We start from the raw sequence: 15,233 nt of genomic DNA, 5'->3' as shown, positions 1-15,233 counted from the left end.
GGCGATTATCCACCGGCAGCACCGATAGCATGAATTCCGTTATGTCGAACCCGCCCGAGCAGCCGGGAGCCCGCTCGGCCGAGGCCCCACTGCTGCTGACCACATCTCCGCCCCGCACCCTGTCCTTCGGAGATCAGACCGCCTTCTGGGCGAACCTCGGGGTGAGCCTCATCGGCTTCACCGGTGCCTTCTACGTGCTGATCCCCGCTGGGCATCCCCAGCTCCCAGTCGTGGCCGCGGTGTTGGCGACCGCGCTCGGCACGATCGTCGGCACCGCGATGGTCGCGGCGGCGGGTGCGGTGGGCGCGCGGACCGGCGCACCGGCGATGGCGAATTTCCGGGGCCTGTTCGGCACCAAGCTGTCCTATCTGCCGACCGTGGCCAATATCGTGCAGTGCATCGGGTGGGGCGTATTCGAGCTGACCGTGATCGCCGGTGGGGTGCAGGCGCTGACCGACGGCAGCTTGCCGCGGGTCGCGGTGCTGCTCGGCGCGGGCGCGTTGTGTACCGCGATGGCGATCTGGCCGCTGAATGTGCTGCATATTCTGCGCCGGTACGTCACCGTCGCCGTGGTGGTGGCGATGGGCTACTTCACGGTCCAGTTGCTGCGTCAGCCGGTGCCGCAGGTGTCGGATACCTCGTGGAGCGGATTCTTTCCCGGGGTGGATACCGCACTGGCGGTGGCGGTGTCGTTCGTACCGCTGGCCGCCGACTACACCCGGCACGCCCGCGGCGCCCGCAGCGCGACCGGTGCGACCATGACCGGCTACTCGCTCGCCCAGACCTGGTGCTATCTGCTGGGCATCGTGGCGCTGCTGCAGGCCGGTGGTGATCCGGATCGAATCTTCGACACCTTCCTCGGGGTGGCGGCGGGCTGGCTGTTCTTCGCGGTGCTGGTGCTGCGCGAGTCCGATCAGTCCTTCGCCAACGTGTATTCGACGGCGATGTCGCTGCAGAATCTGGTGCCGCGCGTGGATCGCAGGCTGCTGGCCGCCGCGGTGGGCCTGCTCTGTACGGTGCTCGCGCTCGGCGTACACGACTTCACCGGGTTCTCGAACTTCCTGCTGGTGATCGGGTCGGTATTCGTCCCGTTGTGCGCGGTACTGGTGGTCGACTACTTCTTCGGCCGGGGCCGGCGGGGCTGGGATCTGACCGAGGACGCCCCGGCCCGCCCGCTGTTGCTGGTGCCGTGGGCGCTGGGATTCGTCGTCTACCAGGTGCTCAATCCGGGGTCGGTGCAGTGGTGGGCCCGGATCTGGACGCCGGTGCAGGATGCGATCGGGGTGCATCCGGGGTGGTGGTCGTCGGCGTCGCTGTATTCGTTCCTGGCCGCCGCCCTGGTTACGGCGATCCTGGTCCGGTTCGAACGCACGCGGGCGATACCGGTGCGCCCATGACCGGCGGTCCGGGAAACCCGGCCGGACGGCAGAACCGCGGGGCATCGGAGGACCCTGCCCTGGTCTTCGGAATGGGGGAGCAGGGACTGGTAGCACCTGATTTCCCGCCGCTCACCACTGGTGAGGTGAAGTCGGTGCTGGGCGAATCCGGGCAGTGTGGCGGCTCGGCCGAGATCGAGTGGCGCAGCCGTCGTCCGTTGTCGGCGGCTGCGCGGATCCGGTGTGACGACGGGCGTCGGGTCGTGGTGAAACGGATGCCTGCCACCTTGCGTGATCTACCGGCGCTCGCGTCCGAGCACGCCTTCATGGCACACGTGCGTGATCGGGGCATTCCGGTGCCGCGCGTGCGCGCGGTGGCCCGGGACGGGTTCAGCTACGAGATCCAGGAACTCGGCGTGGGGGAGGACCGCTACCGGGACGAGTTCTCCTGGAGTCCGTATCACTCGGTGGCCGAGGCGGCGGCCGGCGGCGCGATGCTGGCCCGCCTCCATCTCGCGTCGTCCGGATTCGATGCCCCCGTGCGCGCGCCGCGCCCGCTGTTGGCGGCGCTGTGCACAGATCCGGTCGAGACGATCGAGAACTACGCCGCCGCGCGCCCGCCGGTCGGTCGGTTTCTCGCGCAGCAGGATTGGCGCCGGGCCTGGGCGCCCCTCGCGGCCCGCGGGCCGGTATCCGACCTCGGTGAGCGTGTCGACGCGCTCCCCGCACTGTGGACACACGACGATTGGCATCCCACGAATCTGCTGTGGTCGGGGACGGAGATCACCGCGGTGCTGGACTTCGGGCTCGCCAATCGCACCGTCGCGGTGTTCGACATCGCCACGGCCGTCGAACGCTTCGCGCTCGACTGGCTCGCGCCCGCCGGCACCGGAGTCGTGGTCCACACCGACCAGCTGAGCGCGTTTCTGCGTGGTTACTGTGCGATCCGGCCGCTCGATGCCCGCGAGCGTGATGTGTTGCCGGAGCTGTTTCCCTTGGTGCACATCGCATACGAATTGTCTGAAATCGATTACTTTCTCACGATTCCGCCTAGTCGCCGCGTGCGTGACGCCCGGATCGCTTACCGTAACTACTTTCTCGGTCGTTCGGAATGGGCCGCTTCGGCCGAGGGCAAGGCCTTCACGACCACGTTGCGACGACTGACCACCGAGTGCTGTTAGGTTGCTCGTGCGGATCGCGGGGGGGAACGGTGACAACAGAGGAGACGGTGTGGTCGAGCCGACGCCAGAGCAGGACAGGGGCGGGTCTGTGCCGAACTCCCGATGGAGTGGCCTGCTGCGAACCAAATCGGTCGAGCAATCGCTGCGTGACACCGATGAGGCCGATTCCAAACTCCGCAAGGATCTGACCGCGTGGGACCTCACCATCTTCGGGGTGGCCGTGGTGGTCGGCGCGGGCATCTTCACCCTCACCGCACGCACTGCCGGGAACGTGGCCGGGCCGTCGGTGTCGCTGGCCTTCGTCTTCGCCGCCATCGCCTGCGGTCTCACCGCGCTGTGTTACGCGGAATTCGCGTCCACGGTCCCGGTCGCCGGTAGCGCCTACACCTTCTCCTACGCCACCTTCGGCGAACTGGTGGCGTGGATCATCGGCTGGGACCTGATCCTCGAATTTTCTCTCGCCGCTTCGACTGTGGCGAAGGGCTGGTCGCAGTATCTGGGCGAGCTGATGGGATCGCGGTCGCCGATCGTGCACATCGGCTCGGTGGAATTCGACTGGGGCGCGACCCTGCTGATCGTGGTGCTGGCGATCCTGCTGGCGATCGGCACCAAGGTGTCCTCCCGGGTCTCGGCGATCGCGGTGGCGATCAAACTCGCCGTGATCGCGGTGGTGCTGGTGGTCGGCGTCACCTACTTCAAGGCGTCGAATCTCACGCCCTATATTCCGCCGTCGCAGCCCGGCAGTGCCGACGAGGGCCTGCACCAGTCGCTGTTCTCCTGGCTGACCGGTGCGGGGAACAGCAACTTCGGCTGGTACGGCCTGCTGGCCGCCGCGAGCCTGGTGTTCTTCGCGTTCATCGGTTTCGACGTGGTGGCGACCACCGCGGAGGAGACGAAGAATCCGCAACGCAATGTGCCGCGCGGCATTCTCGGCTCGCTGGTGATCGTCACCATCCTGTATGTCGCGGTGACGCTGGTGCTGACCGGAATGGTGCCCTATACCGATCTTTCGGGCGACGATGCCACGCTGGCCACCGCCTTCGGTCTGCACGGCGTGACCTGGGCCAAGAACCTCATCTCCGTCGGTGCGCTGGCGGGCCTGACGACCGTGGTGATGGTGCTGTATCTGGGACAGACCCGAGTGCTGTTCGCCATGGCGCGCGACGGTCTGCTGCCGCGCCGCCTGGCCCGCACCGGCCGCTTCGGTACCCCCGTCCCGCTGACGCTCGGGGTCGGGTTCGTCTGTGCGATGCTGGCCGGCTTCGTCAACTTCGGCACGCTCGAGGAAATGGTCAACATCGGCACGCTGTTCGCGTTCGTGCTGGTGTCGATCGGTGTGGTGGTGCTGCGTCGCACCCGGCCGGATCTGCCGCGTGGTTTCCGGGTGCCACTGGTACCGCTGATCCCGATCCTGGCGGTGCTCGCCTGCCTGTGGCTGATGCTGAACCTCTCGGTGGAAACCTGGTTGCGGTTCGTGATCTGGATGGCGCTCGGCCTGGTGGTCTACTTCGCCTACAGCATGCGGCATTCGGTACTGCGTAACACCCCACCGGAAGCGGCCGTCCAGTCGCCGTCCTCCGGCGGGGTGGCGGAATCCGGTGGTGAGACCGGCGTCCCGGAACAGGGAACTCGGTAGGTTGGCCGGGTGGACCGCCATATGCCGTCGGAGTTTCGCCCGGAGCGCAGCTACAGTCCGGGACGCCTGCGCCGAGTAGAGAACGCTGTGATGACCGCGATGACTCGGGCCGGTGTGGTTCCGCATTCGTATGTGCTCACCACTCGTGGGCGTCGCACCGGCGTGACCCGGCACAATCCCGTCACCGTCGTGGATCTGGACGGTCGCCGTTGGCTGGTAGCCCCGTACGGGGCCGTGGCGTGGGTGCACAACGCCCGCGCCGCGGGGCAGATCACGCTGACCCGCCGGCGCGAGCACCGCGCCTACACGATTCGAGAGGTGGCGGCGGACGAGGCAGGGCCGGTGCTGCGACAGTATGTGCAGATCGCGTCCGCTACCCGCCGCTACTTCCAGGCCGACCGCGATGATCCGGTGGAGCGGTTCACCGCCGAAGCCGATCACCACCCGGTATTCGAACTCACTCCGGCCGAGAACAACCCGCCTACGGCGTAACCGGCCCGAGCTCCGGCGATTCGACCGGTGCGGTACCGATCAGCCGGTCGAACCGGCCTGACGATCGGGATCCGTCGCGGACTCGGCAGCCGCGCGGGCCACGATGATGGCACGGTCCAGCTGCTCGATGATCGCTTGCCAGTCCGCTGGTGTGTTGTTGTCGGTCGCCGCGCGGTGCCGCGGCGCAGGATCGAGCATGTCGCGATGAATACGCAGCAGGGCCCGGGATGCTTCGGCGGTGTGCGCGGCGGCTTGCAGCGCTGCGACCGGGGGCGCGGTGCTGAAGTGCAGTCCGATGATCCGGTCGGCGAGCCGGAACGCTTCGAAATGCGCCTGTTCGCACTGTTCCCGTCGCAGTGCGGGATCGGTGACGGGTTTACCGGGCGCCGCCGCGCGGGCGCGTTCCTCCCGGGCAACCTGGTCCGGCGCGGCGATCAGCGACTGCTGGAGGTCGACACCCATCATGCGGTACAGCAATCCTGCCAGCAGGGCATGTTCGACGCCCTCCGGATCGGTCCCGGACATCCCCGGAATATCCGCTTCCTTTGCGGCGGCGTCGATGTCGGCGGACAGCACCGCGAGGGCGGCCCGCAGTTGCGCAGTCGTAGCCATCGGCAGGAAGGCTACCGGCTAGCAAATGTTTTGCCCATACTCTCGGGGTAATGATTCGCGTCCCGTCGGCGAGCTGTCCGATTCCCGGTAGGTGCGTGCCACCAGCGCCGCGCGCAGATACCAGAGCCCGCTCGGCTGCGCCGGATCCAGACCGGTCAGTTGCCCGATTCGTTTGAGCCGATAGTCGACGGTATTGGTGTGTACCTGTAGCTGACGTGCGGTCCGGCGCCGGGACAGGCCGGTGGCCATGTGCCGGCGCAGCGTCTCCAGCAGATCGGGAAAACCGTCCAGTGGATCGAGCAGCGTGCCCAGCCGGTCCAAACCCGGTCCGGGGCGGGTCAGTTGGTATTCCATCGCCAGATCGGCGAAGCGGTACAGGCCGGGCGGGCTGTCCAGGCGCAGCACCGTGTCGAGCAGTTCGTGCACCCGGTCCGCGGCGGCGGAGATCTCCTCGGTCGCCGCGGTGATCGCGGTGGCGGTCACCGCCACCTGCGCCGCCGCGGACAACTCGGTGATCAGGTCGCCGAGTTGCTCTTCGTCGCACTCGGTCTCCGGGACCAGTACCGTCCCACCGTCGATGCTCAGCAGCGACAACATCCGCCCGTCGCCTCGATCGGCCAGTGCGGTCTGCAGGCGGCGCAGCTTGCGCCGGGCCACGACCTTGCCGTCCACATTCGGATGCGACTCGTCCGGATGGGCCGGAATGCTCATCGCCACCACCACATACGACGGCTCGATCTCGACCCCGCTCACGCGGGCCATGGTCGAGGTGGGGTGTCCGGCCAGCAGGGCCGACACCAGTGTGTGTACCGCGGTGTGGTGCTCGGTCACCGCGGCTTGATGCTCGCGGACATAGGCGAGCGATACCGCCGGGGTGATGGTGTCGAGGATGCGCAACAGCAGTTGCGCCGGATTCTCGGGTCGCAGGTGCGGATCGGTCCGGTTGAGCAGCAGATCGAACGCGAGCCGGAATCCCTCGTGCACCGCGTGATGCACGGTGTCGATCGGAATGCCTTCGCGGGCCCAGTTCGCGGCGGCACGCTGCAAACGAGCGACCTTCTCGTCGGGTTCGCGGCCTTCCAGCATGTCGACGGTCAATTCCAGGCAGACCCGGGTGACGGTGGTGATATCGCCCTGCAGGGCGTCGCCCGGCAGGGTCGAGCACGGCGCCACGTGTTCGGCGAAATGGCCGACCAGTTGCCGCGAGAGTATCCGGACATCGTGACCGGGGCGTCCGTTCATTTGCGCTGCACCTCACTGCCCGGCGACGCGAGCTGGAACCATAGCTGTCGCCGCGCGGGAGTCGCAACCCGCGCGGCTCGAAAGTGCCACGTGCCCAACATGTTCGGTCAGGTCTCCGCAATTCGCCCGGCTGCTGCCGTCGGTGCTGCCCGGTGAGGCACGCCGAGGGCGGCGCGCACCGGTAAGCGCAGCGGTAGCCGGTCCTCGGCGTGGGGTTCCACTGCCGGACGGACGAAGCCGGCGACCTCGTCGAGGCGGAATTGGACCGACATGCGCCGATTGTGGCGGGCCCCACCTGTTCCGGCAAGGGTCCGATTTGTCCCGGACTGCCTGAAGTACCGGTCAGTTGACCTATAGGCGCAGGTTGGTGGCCGCTTTCATGGATGTGGTGTGTCCGGCTGCGGAGGAGGGAACCGGTGCGGTTCAATGAATGTGATCAAGCCCGCTCTGTGCTCCAACCGGCATCACCTCAGCCTCCGAGAGGACAACGAACGTGAGCATGGTTCTTGCCGCACATGATGTGTACACCACCGTGCTGGCTCAGGTCGGCAACCCCACGCCGGAAACCCCGCCGGTCGCCGACAAGCTGATGAAGCTGGTCCGCTACTTCACCTGGTTCGTGCTGCTGTCCGGCGTCATGGCAATCACCTACGGCGGCGGCCGTTTCGCCTGGGAAAAGTGGAGCGGCGGCGGCCTGGAATCGCCGAAGATGATCGCCGGAGCCATGCTCGGCGGCGGCATCGCGACCAGCGCCGGCACCATTATGAACGCCGTCCTCGGCACCTGAGGTGCCGAGGACCGCGGGTGTGGCGTCGTAGCGACACACCCGCGTTTTCGCGTGTGTGGTGAACGAATTCGCCGATCAGCCCTGTGCGAGCATGCCGCGCATCTGTTCGATCTCGGCTTGCTGGGTGGTGCGGATATTCTGTGCCAGCTTCTCGGTATCCGCGTTGGTGCCGTCGGCGATCTCGGTGTCGGCCATATCTATCGCGCCCTGATGATGTTCGATCATCATCTCCAGCCACATGCGGTCGAAGTCGGCGCCGGTCGCGGCCCGCAATGCGTCCATCTGCTGCTGCGTCATCACCCCGTCCATCGGATGATCCATGGCGGCACTGGGGGCAGGCTTACCGAAATCGTGCAGCAGTGCGGCGAATTGCTCCATTTCCGGTGCCTGTGCCTGCTGGATGGCAGCGGCCAGTGTAATCACCTGCTGATTCTGTGACCGGCTGGGCACCAGCTCGGCCATCTCCACCGCCTGTGCGTGATGCGGGTACATCATCGTGAGGAAGGTGACATCGGCATCGTTGAAATCACTGCGGGTCGCGGGCTGCGTCGTGCCGCCATGGTTCATACCCGGCATTTCGGTCGCGGACGAGGTGCTGGGCGGGGGCGGGGTTGACGAGTTGTCGGAATCATCGCTACCGCAACCGGCGAGGGCCAGGGCGGCGGCACCGGCGGTGGCGGCGGCGAGAATTCGGATTCGGGACGTGAACATGGTTGTGCTCCTGGGATCGTGACGAGGTACTGACGGTCGGTTCGCGGCCGCGCGGTGCGCGCGGCCGCGTGGGTGCGTCAGATCCGCAGAATCGCCAGATCGGCCAGGGAGAGCACCGTCCACGGCGGTGGTCGGGTGCGGCGGCGCAGGTGTGAGCGGGTCGCCCGGCCGGCGCCGTGTGTTCGATCGGCACCGAGACGGGCGACGACGATCAATCCCAGCGCCAGAGCGAGCGCGACGAGGATGAACACACAGGTATGCATGCCCCCGTGCGCCGTGCATCCGGCGCACTCGGGATCGAGTGCGAGGTCTGTCACCGCGGGCGGTGTGGAGGCGGGCGCGCTAGCGGTATCGGTGGTCGTGGGGTGCTCGGCGCCCGGCGGTGCGTGTGCCGCGACCGGCTCGTGTGGCGCCGAGGCATGCGCCTGCGGGGAGTCCGCCATGGCGTGCCCGGTGCCGAATACGGCCGAATGCATCACGGCCACGCCCAGTAGTACGGCCAGCACTCCCAGCGCCCGGACGAATCCGGACAGGCGAGGGAGCGGGACCGATGCGGGCACCGGGCCAGTCTACCCATCACCCGATTACCCCTAGGAGGTATGGGGTGGCGCTACTCGGTGGCGATATCTATGACCAGCCGCACCGGATCTTCCAGCACCGTCACCGAGAACGGGGGCCGGTCGCCGTTCACGCCGATGAACGACTGGGTGGTGCCCTCGTAGACCTGCGAGCCGTAAACACCGGCGATACCGGGTGCACTCGGATTCGTCGCGGGATCGGGACCGCTGTACGGGGTGGTGGCGCTGTCCCACGGATACGCCGAACCCAGGATCTGCACCTCGAGGATGGAATCGCCGGCGATGTCGAGTTGCCGGCCGCTGCCGTCCTGGATCGCGCGGTCGGTGTACTGCACATGCCATCCGGGTGGTCCGCCGGTGCCGTCCATCTGGTACACGATCCGGTCGAACCCGTCGTGGTGGCCGATCCGGATATCGGTCACCGTGAGCCGCGAGTCTCTGGTCGGCTCGGAATTCTGCGGCGAGGTGCCCGTGGGCGGTGCCGGGCTCGGTGTGGTCGTACCGGTCGCGGGCGCCGAGGTCTGCGGCAGTTGGGTCACCGAATCCGAATCGCCGAGGGAACACCCCGCCAGCAGGAGCGTCCCGGCGACCACGGTCGATGCGAGCCTGATGCGCATGAGGCCGATGGTATGCCGTGCGGTGGCCGGGGTCCCGGTGACGACACGGCAACGGTCTAGCACACTGGTGCACATGCTGGAGGTCGACGACGTACTGAGCCGATTGCGGCGGTATCCGGATGTGGAAGCGGTGAACCTCTACGCCGTGGATGCCGCCGACCGCCTCATCCTCGACACTGCTCGAGAGTTGCTGGCTGCCGCCGGTGGCGGCCGGACAACGGTGATCGACGACGGGTACGGTGCTCTCACCCTCGGTGCCGCCGCTGCCCACGACTTGCGCGATATCCGGGTCCATCAGGATCTGCTGACCGGGGAACAGGCCCTCGCCAACAATGCCCGCGCCACCGGCTTGACCGACCGCTACCGTGCGTATCCGCTGGGGCCCGAACTGCTCGAGGGTGCGACCGTGGTCCTGTTGCGGTTGCCGCGCATGCTGGCCGGGCTCGCCGAAATCGCCGAAGCCGTGGCCCGCTATGCCGACCCGTCGGTGACCGTCATCGCCGGCGGCCGCGACAAGTATCTGACCCCGGCGATGAACGAAGTGCTGGCAGAATACTTCCACGACGTGCAGGCCAGCCGTGGTCGGCAGAAATCGCGAACCATCACCGCCACCGGACCGAAGGCCCCCGGAACGCAGCGCTTCCCCGTGCACGAACAGCTCGGCGAACTCGACCTGGAAGTGGTCGCCCACGGGGCCGCGTTCTCCGGTCCCCGCCTCGATATCGGCACCCGTTTCCTGCTCCAGCACTTGAAACGGATGAAACCCGACGCCCGCGACGCCATCGACCTGGGCTGCGGCACCGGCATCCTGGCCGCGGCCCTGGCCAAGGCGCGCCCGAACCTCAGCGTGGTGGGCACCGACCAGTCCGCCGCCGCGGTCGCCTCGGCCCGCGCCACCGCCACCGCCAACGGCGTGAGCGACCGCGTCACCGTGGTGCGCGACGATGTCATGGCCGCGGTCGGCGACCGCAGTACCGACCTGGTGCTGTGCAACCCGCCCTTCCACGTCGGCGCGGCGGTCCACACCGGCTCCGCGATCAAGATGTTCTCCGAGACCGGCCGGGTCCTGCGCCCCGGCGGTGAACTGTGGACCGTCTACAACACCCATCTGAATTATCGCGGTGTGATGGACCGCCTCGTCGGTGCCACCGAAGTTATCGGCCGCAATCGCAAATTCACTGTGACTCGGTCCGTGAGCGGGCGACGGGGTGGTCGGTCAGGGTAGATTGCAGGGAACAGGTCTCATATGTCCGATTTCCTGTCCGGTTCGGGAACTTGCCTCTCGGCTGGAACGTTGGATACTCAGTACGGACACGACGGACGTGACCGCGACTTCGGAAAGGCACGGGAACGGTGCGCACCACAAGCAACCCGATCTTCAAGAATCTGCCGAAACAGAACGGCGGCTACGCGGGATTCGGTTCGGCGGCAGCGGGCGCCGGGCAGTTCGCGCAGTACGGTCAACAGGATCCGTACGGCACCCAGCAGTATCAGCAGCAGGCGCCGGCCACCCGGCCGATGACCATCGACGATGTCGTCACCAAGACCGGCATCACCCTCGGTGTGGTCACCATCGCCGCGATCATCGCCTACGGCTTCACCGCGGCCAACCACGCGTTGGCCCCGCTGTTCGTGATCGTCGGTGGTCTGGTCGGCTTCGCGCTGGTCATGGTCGCCACCTTCGGCCGTAAGCAGGACAACAAAGCCATCGTGCTGAGCTACGCGGCCGCGGAGGGCTTGTTCCTCGGCGCGCTGTCGTTCATGTTCACCAACGTCGAATTCGGCGGTGTCGGCGGCGGTGGCCTGATCGCGCAGGCGGTGCTGGGCACCTTCGGCGTGTTCTTCGGCATGCTCGTCGTCTACAAGACCGGAGCCATCCGGGTCACCCCGCGCTTCACCCGCATGCTGGTCGGCGCCATGATCGGCGTCGTCGTACTGATGCTCGGCAACCTGGTCGCCTCCTTCTTCACCGACGGCGGCTTCGGCCTGCGTGACGGCGGCCCGATCGCCATCATCTTCAGCCTGGTCTGCATCGCCATCGCCGCATTCAGCTTCCTGCTGGACTTCGACGCCGCCGACCAGCTGATCCGCGCCAACGCGCCGGAGAAGGCCGCGTGGGGCGTCGCCCTGGGCCTGACCGTCACCCTGGTCTGGCTGTACCTCGAGATCCTGCGTCTGCTGAGTTACCTGCAGAACGACTAGTTGCTCCTCCGGTGAACGGGGTGGTTGTCCGACCGGACAACCACCCCGTTCCCGTTTCGCTCAGGACCGTTCGGGTCCGCTCTGCCGCCGCCATCGCTCCAGCCAAGCTGTCTCTCGGATCTGGTCCCATGAGAGCGGTCGGACCTCTGGTGGGACGCGAACGCTCCCGGCGAGCGTCAGTAGATCGGTCGTCCTGTCCAGCGCCACGATCTCCCCCTTTCTCGACAGGTGTGATATCGAATTGATCGAGCAGGTCGATGTCGACCATGCTGCTCCTGGGAACCGCATCGGAGAAGGGGAAGGCCGCATTGCCGAGCAAGGATGACTACGACGCCCTGGCCGAGACAGCCTATCTAATGTCGACCCAAGCCAACGCCTCTCGATTGATGCGCAGCCTCGAGGCAACCCACAACGGCGAGTACACCGAGCATTCCCTCGTCGAGTGATCTCAGATCCAGCGTGAGAGTTCTGGGCGGGCCAATTCGCACCATAGGACCGTGCGGCCGGCCGCGGTGTGTTGTCCGGAGTGGACGCTGATTCGTTCGACCTGTGCGCTGACCAGATGTCCGGCGTCGGCGATGATGCCGGCGTTGGCTGGGCAGTCGCGTAGTTCGACGACCAGTCGCCGATGTGACAATGCCCGGAGCCGCAACGTCATGCGGGTCGGGGCGGTCGGTGTGGCCGCTTCGACGGCGGTGACGAACGCGGTGAGCAGTTCCCGCACCGCGTACTCGGTATCGACCAGAACGTCGGCCCACCCCCAGCCGTGCAGGGTATTGCGGACGAACACGGCGGCGACCGTCACCGACGCCGGTTGCACCGACAGGTTCAGCCGCCCGGAGTTCGAGCCCGGCAGGATGTCTGGCGGCGGCAGGCCCCTCGGATTGGCGATATGGGTGCGGATATGGGTGGCGACCTGGGCGAGTTGCGCGGCGAGCAGGACTTTCTCGCCGTCGCTCACCAACGCGGTGGCGGCGTCGAGGGCGCGGCAGTCACAGGCGCCGATGCGACGCAACTGCTCGAGCAGTGTGTGTGCGGAGTTGCTGTCTGTCACCGCTGCCTCCACATTTCCGGACGACGGTGCCGGGCAGGCCCGAAGGGGGATACCGCGTCCCAGTAGTCCTTGCGCACCGCATCCCACAGGTCTTCGTGCTGCGGAAAAAGTTCGCGGGCGGCGGCGAGGTCGGGTGTGTGATGTGGCGCGAAGATGATCTGCCCGGTCGGTGCGCCCGGGATCGGCGTATCCGGATATTGGTATCCGTCGAACAGTTCATCGTGGAGCTGGACGCTGAGAATATGGGCCGATCCGCCGAGTAACCGCCAGTCGGCCGCCTTGCGATTGTCCGGAGTTCTGCTGGTGGCCAGGGTGTTTCGATGCATCGTCACAGCCCTCCGCTCGAACGCCGAGCGCGGGACAGATTGCTGGTCAATGTGTTACGGCCTGCGCGGGTGATCTCGTAGCGTCCCGGCCGCGCACCGGAAGTGATGAGTCCACGCCGGGCGAGTTCGGCGACGGACTGGCGTGTGCGCCACGCGGTAAGACCTGCCGCAAGCCTGATCTGAGTTTCGGTGAGCAGGCCGCCGTAACTCAGCGCCTGCAGCACCCGTTCCTGTGTGATCGAAAGGAGTTCGCGTCTGCGATACCGGATTCTCGCGATCGGCATTCCACACCCCAATGCTCTAGTTCCGACACTGTTCCCAGCAGAGTGAAAGATTGTCACAGTGACAACATCAGTGCAACGGTTTTGGGGGAATGCGACGCGGTATGCTGTGCGCTACGCAGGGTGTGACAATTAGTCACAGTGTCGACCGGGAGGTGTGCACTTGTCGCCAGGCTCGGTGCCGGCCGATGGACAGCGGTTTTCTCCGTGCAGCAGGCGGCTTCATCTTGGTGAGGCTCTGCGTGGGATTCGCCAAGAGCTGGACTTGTCGATCCATCAGGTCGCCAAAGAGGTCGGGATGGATCGCACCCTGCTGACCCGGATCGAGACCGGTCAGCGGCGTGTAACCGCTGACGTCAGCATGAGGGTCGTCGAACACTTAGGCGTGGAACAGCATTCGGTGCGGTGGCAGTGGTTCTATGCGCTCGCGAGAGACGCGAGTCGAGCCGGATGGTGGGAGAGTCGCGCATACAAAGGCTTGTCGCCTCGTCAAGCGCTGCCGGCGGACCTGGAAGCGGGCGCAAGTCGCATTCGCTGGTATGACTTCGCGCTCGTTCCGGGGCTTCTGCAGTCTCCCGCTTACGTGCGAGCACGTCACGACGCTACTGTTACCAACGACCGCACGTTGGACAACCCTGTCGACGTACGCGCCCGAGAGCGGCGCCAACAAGACGCACTGAGTACAGATGGCCCTCGGATCGAAGCGGTCGTCGAAGAGACTGTGGTGCGACGTGTCGTGGTGCCCAAACCTGCGATGGTCGAACAGCTCAGATACCTGCTCGAACTCATCGACAACAACCAGAAGGTCGATATTCGCGTCCTGCCGGTCGGTGGAGAACTCCTCGGTTTGAGGGCTCCGCGGTCACCGATGTCGCTCTACGAGTTCGCGTCTGACGATCCTCCGTTGGCCATCGTCGAGTCGCTTACAGAGGATGTGTTGTTGCGAGACCACACTCAGGTCGCCGACCATGACCGGCTGTGGCAGAAACTGCACGAGATCGCTTTGCCGGTGGAGGAGAGCCGAGAGTTGATCGACCGGAACGCGGATATGCTCGCGAAGGAGTAGTAGGGAAATGAGGACAGCATGACCGGGGATCGGCCGCGTGATGGTTACGTCAAGTCGTCGTTCAGTGAGGGCGGCGGCAACTGCGTGGAGGTTGCCTTCTTCGACAATGGCACCGTTGGTGTTCGGGACAGTAAGGATCGATCGGGGCCTGTCCTGCGGTTCACGCCGACAGAGTGGGATGCCTTCGTGCGGGGGCTCCGCACGACGGTGTAGGGAGTGTCGGTGACGGATTCGGTGACATGCCCCTCGGTGTGCGAGTCCTATTGTGCGGTGCGTGTTCCGAGTAGGAGAACGATGGCAGCCACGGCGGTGAGCATGCCGGTGATGATCGTGCTGACGGCCTGATCGAGTCCGGGGGTGTAGGCGCTGGTGACATTGAGCATCGTGTGCAGCACGATCGCTGCGCTCACACCGTGCCCCGTGCGGTTGTGCAGCGTGACGATGAGTACCCGTGCGGCTACGGTTCCCCAGAACCACCCCACGATCCACCACACCGGATGCCCGGCCTGCAGCAGCGGAATCAGATGCCAGAGCGCCCAGTACCCGCCCAGTCCCAGTCCGGTCGCGAGCTCACCGAACCGCTGCTGCAACGGATCGGTGGCATATGCGGTCCAACCCAACTCCTCGCAGGTGGCCGAGAACGCGAACACCACGCACACTATCGGTGCAGCCACCAGGGACAGCGGTAGCGCAGTGCCGACCTGGCCGGTCCACCGCGCAACGAGGTGCGAGCACACGGCGATCACCGGAATCACCAGGGCCGCGAGTACATACCAGCGCAGCGGGCCGACGGGCCGATCCACCGCCCGCCGCAGGAACGCCACCGCGCCTGCCCGACCTGCCGCTTGCCAGACCATGCCGGCGGCAACTACGACCGGCAGCACGAACATCATGGCGCTGACCGGTAACTGCAGTGCGCCGATCTCCACGGTGTCCGTGACGGAGCCGATGACGAAGAATGGAATCGACAGCGCTGTAACGATACTCAGGAAAAGCAGTGGCCGCCCGCCGGTAGAGCTGCCGCGATTTTCTCGGGCCTTGGCGGGGGAGGCGGCGTCGTCCACTCCGATGA

General features: G+C 66.4%; 20 protein-coding genes. 10 read left to right on the top strand and 10 right to left on the bottom strand.

From position 1 onward, the window contains the following. The first annotated feature begins 41 nt into the window (after positions 1 to 41). The 4 genes from NV2_RS04640 to NV2_RS04625 all read left to right on the top strand — a co-directional run bounded on the left by NV2_RS04640 (position 42) and on the right by NV2_RS04625 (position 4,685). Positions 42 to 1,397, top strand: coding sequence for a purine-cytosine permease family protein (locus NV2_RS04640; protein ID WP_157102743.1), 1,356 nt, complete (start codon positions 42 to 44; stop codon positions 1,395 to 1,397). Continuing rightward, the gene (locus NV2_RS04635; protein ID WP_067869813.1) at positions 1,394 to 2,557 is read left to right on the top strand and encodes a phosphotransferase enzyme family protein; all 1,164 of its coding nucleotides are present in this window, start codon (positions 1,394 to 1,396) and stop codon (positions 2,555 to 2,557) included. Before NV2_RS04640 ends, NV2_RS04635 begins: the two co-directional genes overlap by 4 nt. An 88-nt stretch (positions 2,558 to 2,645) precedes the next feature. Beyond that, positions 2,646 to 4,193, top strand: a complete 1,548-nt coding sequence (locus tag NV2_RS04630) for an amino acid permease (RefSeq protein WP_084473873.1) — start codon at positions 2,646 to 2,648, stop codon at positions 4,191 to 4,193. A 90-nt stretch (positions 4,194 to 4,283) separates the two neighbouring features. Beyond that, positions 4,284 to 4,685 carry a nitroreductase family deazaflavin-dependent oxidoreductase gene (locus NV2_RS04625; RefSeq protein WP_245662442.1) on the top strand — a complete coding sequence of 134 codons (402 nt, stop codon included), beginning with the start codon at positions 4,284 to 4,286 and terminating at the stop codon, positions 4,683 to 4,685. 39 nt (positions 4,686 to 4,724) lie between these two features. Here the strand turns inward: NV2_RS04625 and NV2_RS04620 are convergent, their stop codons facing one another. The 3 genes from NV2_RS04620 to NV2_RS31315 all read right to left on the bottom strand — a co-directional run bounded on the left by NV2_RS04620 (position 4,725) and on the right by NV2_RS31315 (position 6,811). Next, complete coding sequence (locus NV2_RS04620) at positions 4,725 to 5,297, bottom strand: hypothetical protein (RefSeq protein ID WP_067869810.1); 573 nt, start codon at positions 5,295 to 5,297, stop codon at positions 4,725 to 4,727. Positions 5,298 to 5,315: 18 nt separating this feature from the next. After that, positions 5,316 to 6,539, bottom strand: a complete 1,224-nt coding sequence (locus tag NV2_RS04615; protein ID WP_067869807.1) for a PucR family transcriptional regulator — start codon at positions 6,537 to 6,539, stop codon at positions 5,316 to 5,318. A 107-nt stretch (positions 6,540 to 6,646) separates the two neighbouring features. Continuing rightward, complete coding sequence (locus tag NV2_RS31315; protein WP_157102742.1) at positions 6,647 to 6,811, bottom strand: hypothetical protein; 165 nt, start codon at positions 6,809 to 6,811, stop codon at positions 6,647 to 6,649. Positions 6,812 to 7,038: 227 nt separating this feature from the next. Here NV2_RS31315 and NV2_RS04610 point away from each other — a divergent pair, with 227 nt between their 5' ends. Then, the gene (locus NV2_RS04610; RefSeq protein WP_067869804.1) at positions 7,039 to 7,326 is read left to right on the top strand and encodes a hypothetical protein; all 288 of its coding nucleotides are present in this window, start codon (positions 7,039 to 7,041) and stop codon (positions 7,324 to 7,326) included. A gap of 75 nt (positions 7,327 to 7,401) precedes the next feature. Here NV2_RS04610 and NV2_RS04605 read toward each other — a convergent pair whose 3' ends face one another. From NV2_RS04605 to NV2_RS04595, 3 genes are all read right to left on the bottom strand, one after another. Continuing rightward, the gene (locus NV2_RS04605; RefSeq protein ID WP_067869801.1) at positions 7,402 to 8,037 is read right to left on the bottom strand and encodes a DUF305 domain-containing protein; all 636 of its coding nucleotides are present in this window, start codon (positions 8,035 to 8,037) and stop codon (positions 7,402 to 7,404) included. Between the two features lie 77 nt (positions 8,038 to 8,114). Next, complete coding sequence (locus NV2_RS04600; RefSeq protein WP_067869798.1) at positions 8,115 to 8,597, bottom strand: DUF6153 family protein; 483 nt, start codon at positions 8,595 to 8,597, stop codon at positions 8,115 to 8,117. 50 nt (positions 8,598 to 8,647) lie between these two features. After that, positions 8,648 to 9,232, bottom strand: a complete 585-nt coding sequence (locus NV2_RS04595; RefSeq protein WP_067870332.1) for an AMIN-like domain-containing (lipo)protein — start codon at positions 9,230 to 9,232, stop codon at positions 8,648 to 8,650. Positions 9,233 to 9,305: 73 nt separating this feature from the next. On the opposite strand from NV2_RS04595, the gene NV2_RS04590 reads away from it, so the two are divergent. The 3 genes from NV2_RS04590 (at position 9,306) to NV2_RS04580 (ending at position 11,880) form a co-directional block, all read left to right on the top strand. Further along, positions 9,306 to 10,457, top strand: coding sequence for a class I SAM-dependent methyltransferase (locus tag NV2_RS04590; RefSeq protein WP_067869796.1), 1,152 nt, complete (start codon positions 9,306 to 9,308; stop codon positions 10,455 to 10,457). A gap of 128 nt (positions 10,458 to 10,585) precedes the next feature. Next, complete coding sequence (locus tag NV2_RS04585; protein ID WP_067869793.1) at positions 10,586 to 11,434, top strand: Bax inhibitor-1/YccA family protein; 849 nt, start codon at positions 10,586 to 10,588, stop codon at positions 11,432 to 11,434. 257 nt (positions 11,435 to 11,691) lie between these two features. Further along, on the top strand, positions 11,692 to 11,880 hold the full coding sequence (locus NV2_RS04580) for a type II toxin-antitoxin system Phd/YefM family antitoxin (protein ID WP_245662441.1): 189 nt from the start codon (positions 11,692 to 11,694) through the stop codon (positions 11,878 to 11,880). A gap of 2 nt (positions 11,881 to 11,882) precedes the next feature. Here NV2_RS04580 and NV2_RS04575 read toward each other — a convergent pair whose 3' ends face one another. Genes NV2_RS04575 through NV2_RS04565 form a run of 3 tightly spaced genes read right to left on the bottom strand, consistent with a single transcriptional unit; the run spans position 11,883 to position 13,098 of the window. Further along, positions 11,883 to 12,488, bottom strand: a complete 606-nt coding sequence (locus tag NV2_RS04575) for a hypothetical protein (RefSeq protein ID WP_157102740.1) — start codon at positions 12,486 to 12,488, stop codon at positions 11,883 to 11,885. Then, positions 12,485 to 12,820 (bottom strand): hypothetical protein, encoded by a 336-nt coding sequence (locus NV2_RS04570; RefSeq protein WP_157102739.1) that lies wholly within the window; start codon positions 12,818 to 12,820, stop codon positions 12,485 to 12,487. Before NV2_RS04570 ends, NV2_RS04575 begins: the two co-directional genes overlap by 4 nt. Continuing rightward, positions 12,817 to 13,098, bottom strand: a complete 282-nt coding sequence (locus NV2_RS04565) for a hypothetical protein (RefSeq protein ID WP_067869783.1) — start codon at positions 13,096 to 13,098, stop codon at positions 12,817 to 12,819. The genes NV2_RS04570 and NV2_RS04565 overlap by 4 nt, the downstream gene beginning before the upstream one ends. 154 nt (positions 13,099 to 13,252) lie before the next feature. On the opposite strand from NV2_RS04565, the gene NV2_RS30645 reads away from it, so the two are divergent. Beyond that, a complete protein-coding gene (locus tag NV2_RS30645) occupies positions 13,253 to 14,161 on the top strand; it encodes a helix-turn-helix domain-containing protein (RefSeq protein ID WP_307612843.1) in 909 nt (302 codons plus the stop codon). Positions 14,162 to 14,179: 18 nt separating this feature from the next. Next, a complete protein-coding gene (locus tag NV2_RS30640) occupies positions 14,180 to 14,374 on the top strand; it encodes a DUF397 domain-containing protein (protein ID WP_084473870.1) in 195 nt (64 codons plus the stop codon). Between the two features lie 47 nt (positions 14,375 to 14,421). On the opposite strand, the gene NV2_RS04550 is transcribed toward NV2_RS30640, so the two are convergent. Beyond that, the gene (locus NV2_RS04550; protein ID WP_067869777.1) at positions 14,422 to 15,225 is read right to left on the bottom strand and encodes a CPBP family glutamic-type intramembrane protease; all 804 of its coding nucleotides are present in this window, start codon (positions 15,223 to 15,225) and stop codon (positions 14,422 to 14,424) included. Positions 15,226 to 15,233: the final 8 nt, after the last annotated feature.

Source organism: Nocardia vermiculata NBRC 100427 (assembly GCF_001613265.1).
Classification (GTDB): Bacteria; Actinomycetota; Actinomycetes; order Mycobacteriales; family Mycobacteriaceae; genus Nocardia; species Nocardia vermiculata.
Note: the sequence above shows the minus strand (reverse complement) of the source record. Positions and strands in the feature narration are given on the sequence as shown.

Bases quoted from the DNA above. Each gene is read 5' to 3' on its own strand.
- NV2_RS04620 (WP_067869810.1), bottom strand. From the start codon at position 5,297: ATGGCTACGACTGCGCAACTGCGGGCCGCCCTCGCGGTGCTGTCCGCC.
- NV2_RS04610 (WP_067869804.1), top strand. From the start codon at position 7,039: ATGGTTCTTGCCGCACATGATGTGTACACCACCGTGCTGGCTCAGGTC.
- NV2_RS04635 (WP_067869813.1), top strand. From the start codon at position 1,394: ATGACCGGCGGTCCGGGAAACCCGGCCGGACGGCAGAACCGCGGGGCA.
- NV2_RS04590 (WP_067869796.1), top strand. From the start codon at position 9,306: ATGCTGGAGGTCGACGACGTACTGAGCCGATTGCGGCGGTATCCGGAT.
- NV2_RS04625 (WP_245662442.1), top strand. From the start codon at position 4,284: ATGACCGCGATGACTCGGGCCGGTGTGGTTCCGCATTCGTATGTGCTC.
- NV2_RS31315 (WP_157102742.1), bottom strand. From the start codon at position 6,811: ATGTCGGTCCAATTCCGCCTCGACGAGGTCGCCGGCTTCGTCCGTCCG.
- NV2_RS04595 (WP_067870332.1), bottom strand. From the start codon at position 9,232: ATGCGCATCAGGCTCGCATCGACCGTGGTCGCCGGGACGCTCCTGCTG.
- NV2_RS04565 (WP_067869783.1), bottom strand. From the start codon at position 13,098: ATGCCGATCGCGAGAATCCGGTATCGCAGACGCGAACTCCTTTCGATC.
- NV2_RS04580 (WP_245662441.1), top strand. From the start codon at position 11,692: ATGTCGACCATGCTGCTCCTGGGAACCGCATCGGAGAAGGGGAAGGCC.
- NV2_RS04605 (WP_067869801.1), bottom strand. From the start codon at position 8,037: ATGTTCACGTCCCGAATCCGAATTCTCGCCGCCGCCACCGCCGGTGCC.
- NV2_RS04640 (WP_157102743.1), top strand. From the start codon at position 42: ATGTCGAACCCGCCCGAGCAGCCGGGAGCCCGCTCGGCCGAGGCCCCA.
- NV2_RS30640 (WP_084473870.1), top strand. From the start codon at position 14,180: ATGACCGGGGATCGGCCGCGTGATGGTTACGTCAAGTCGTCGTTCAGT.
- NV2_RS04615 (WP_067869807.1), bottom strand. From the start codon at position 6,539: ATGAACGGACGCCCCGGTCACGATGTCCGGATACTCTCGCGGCAACTG.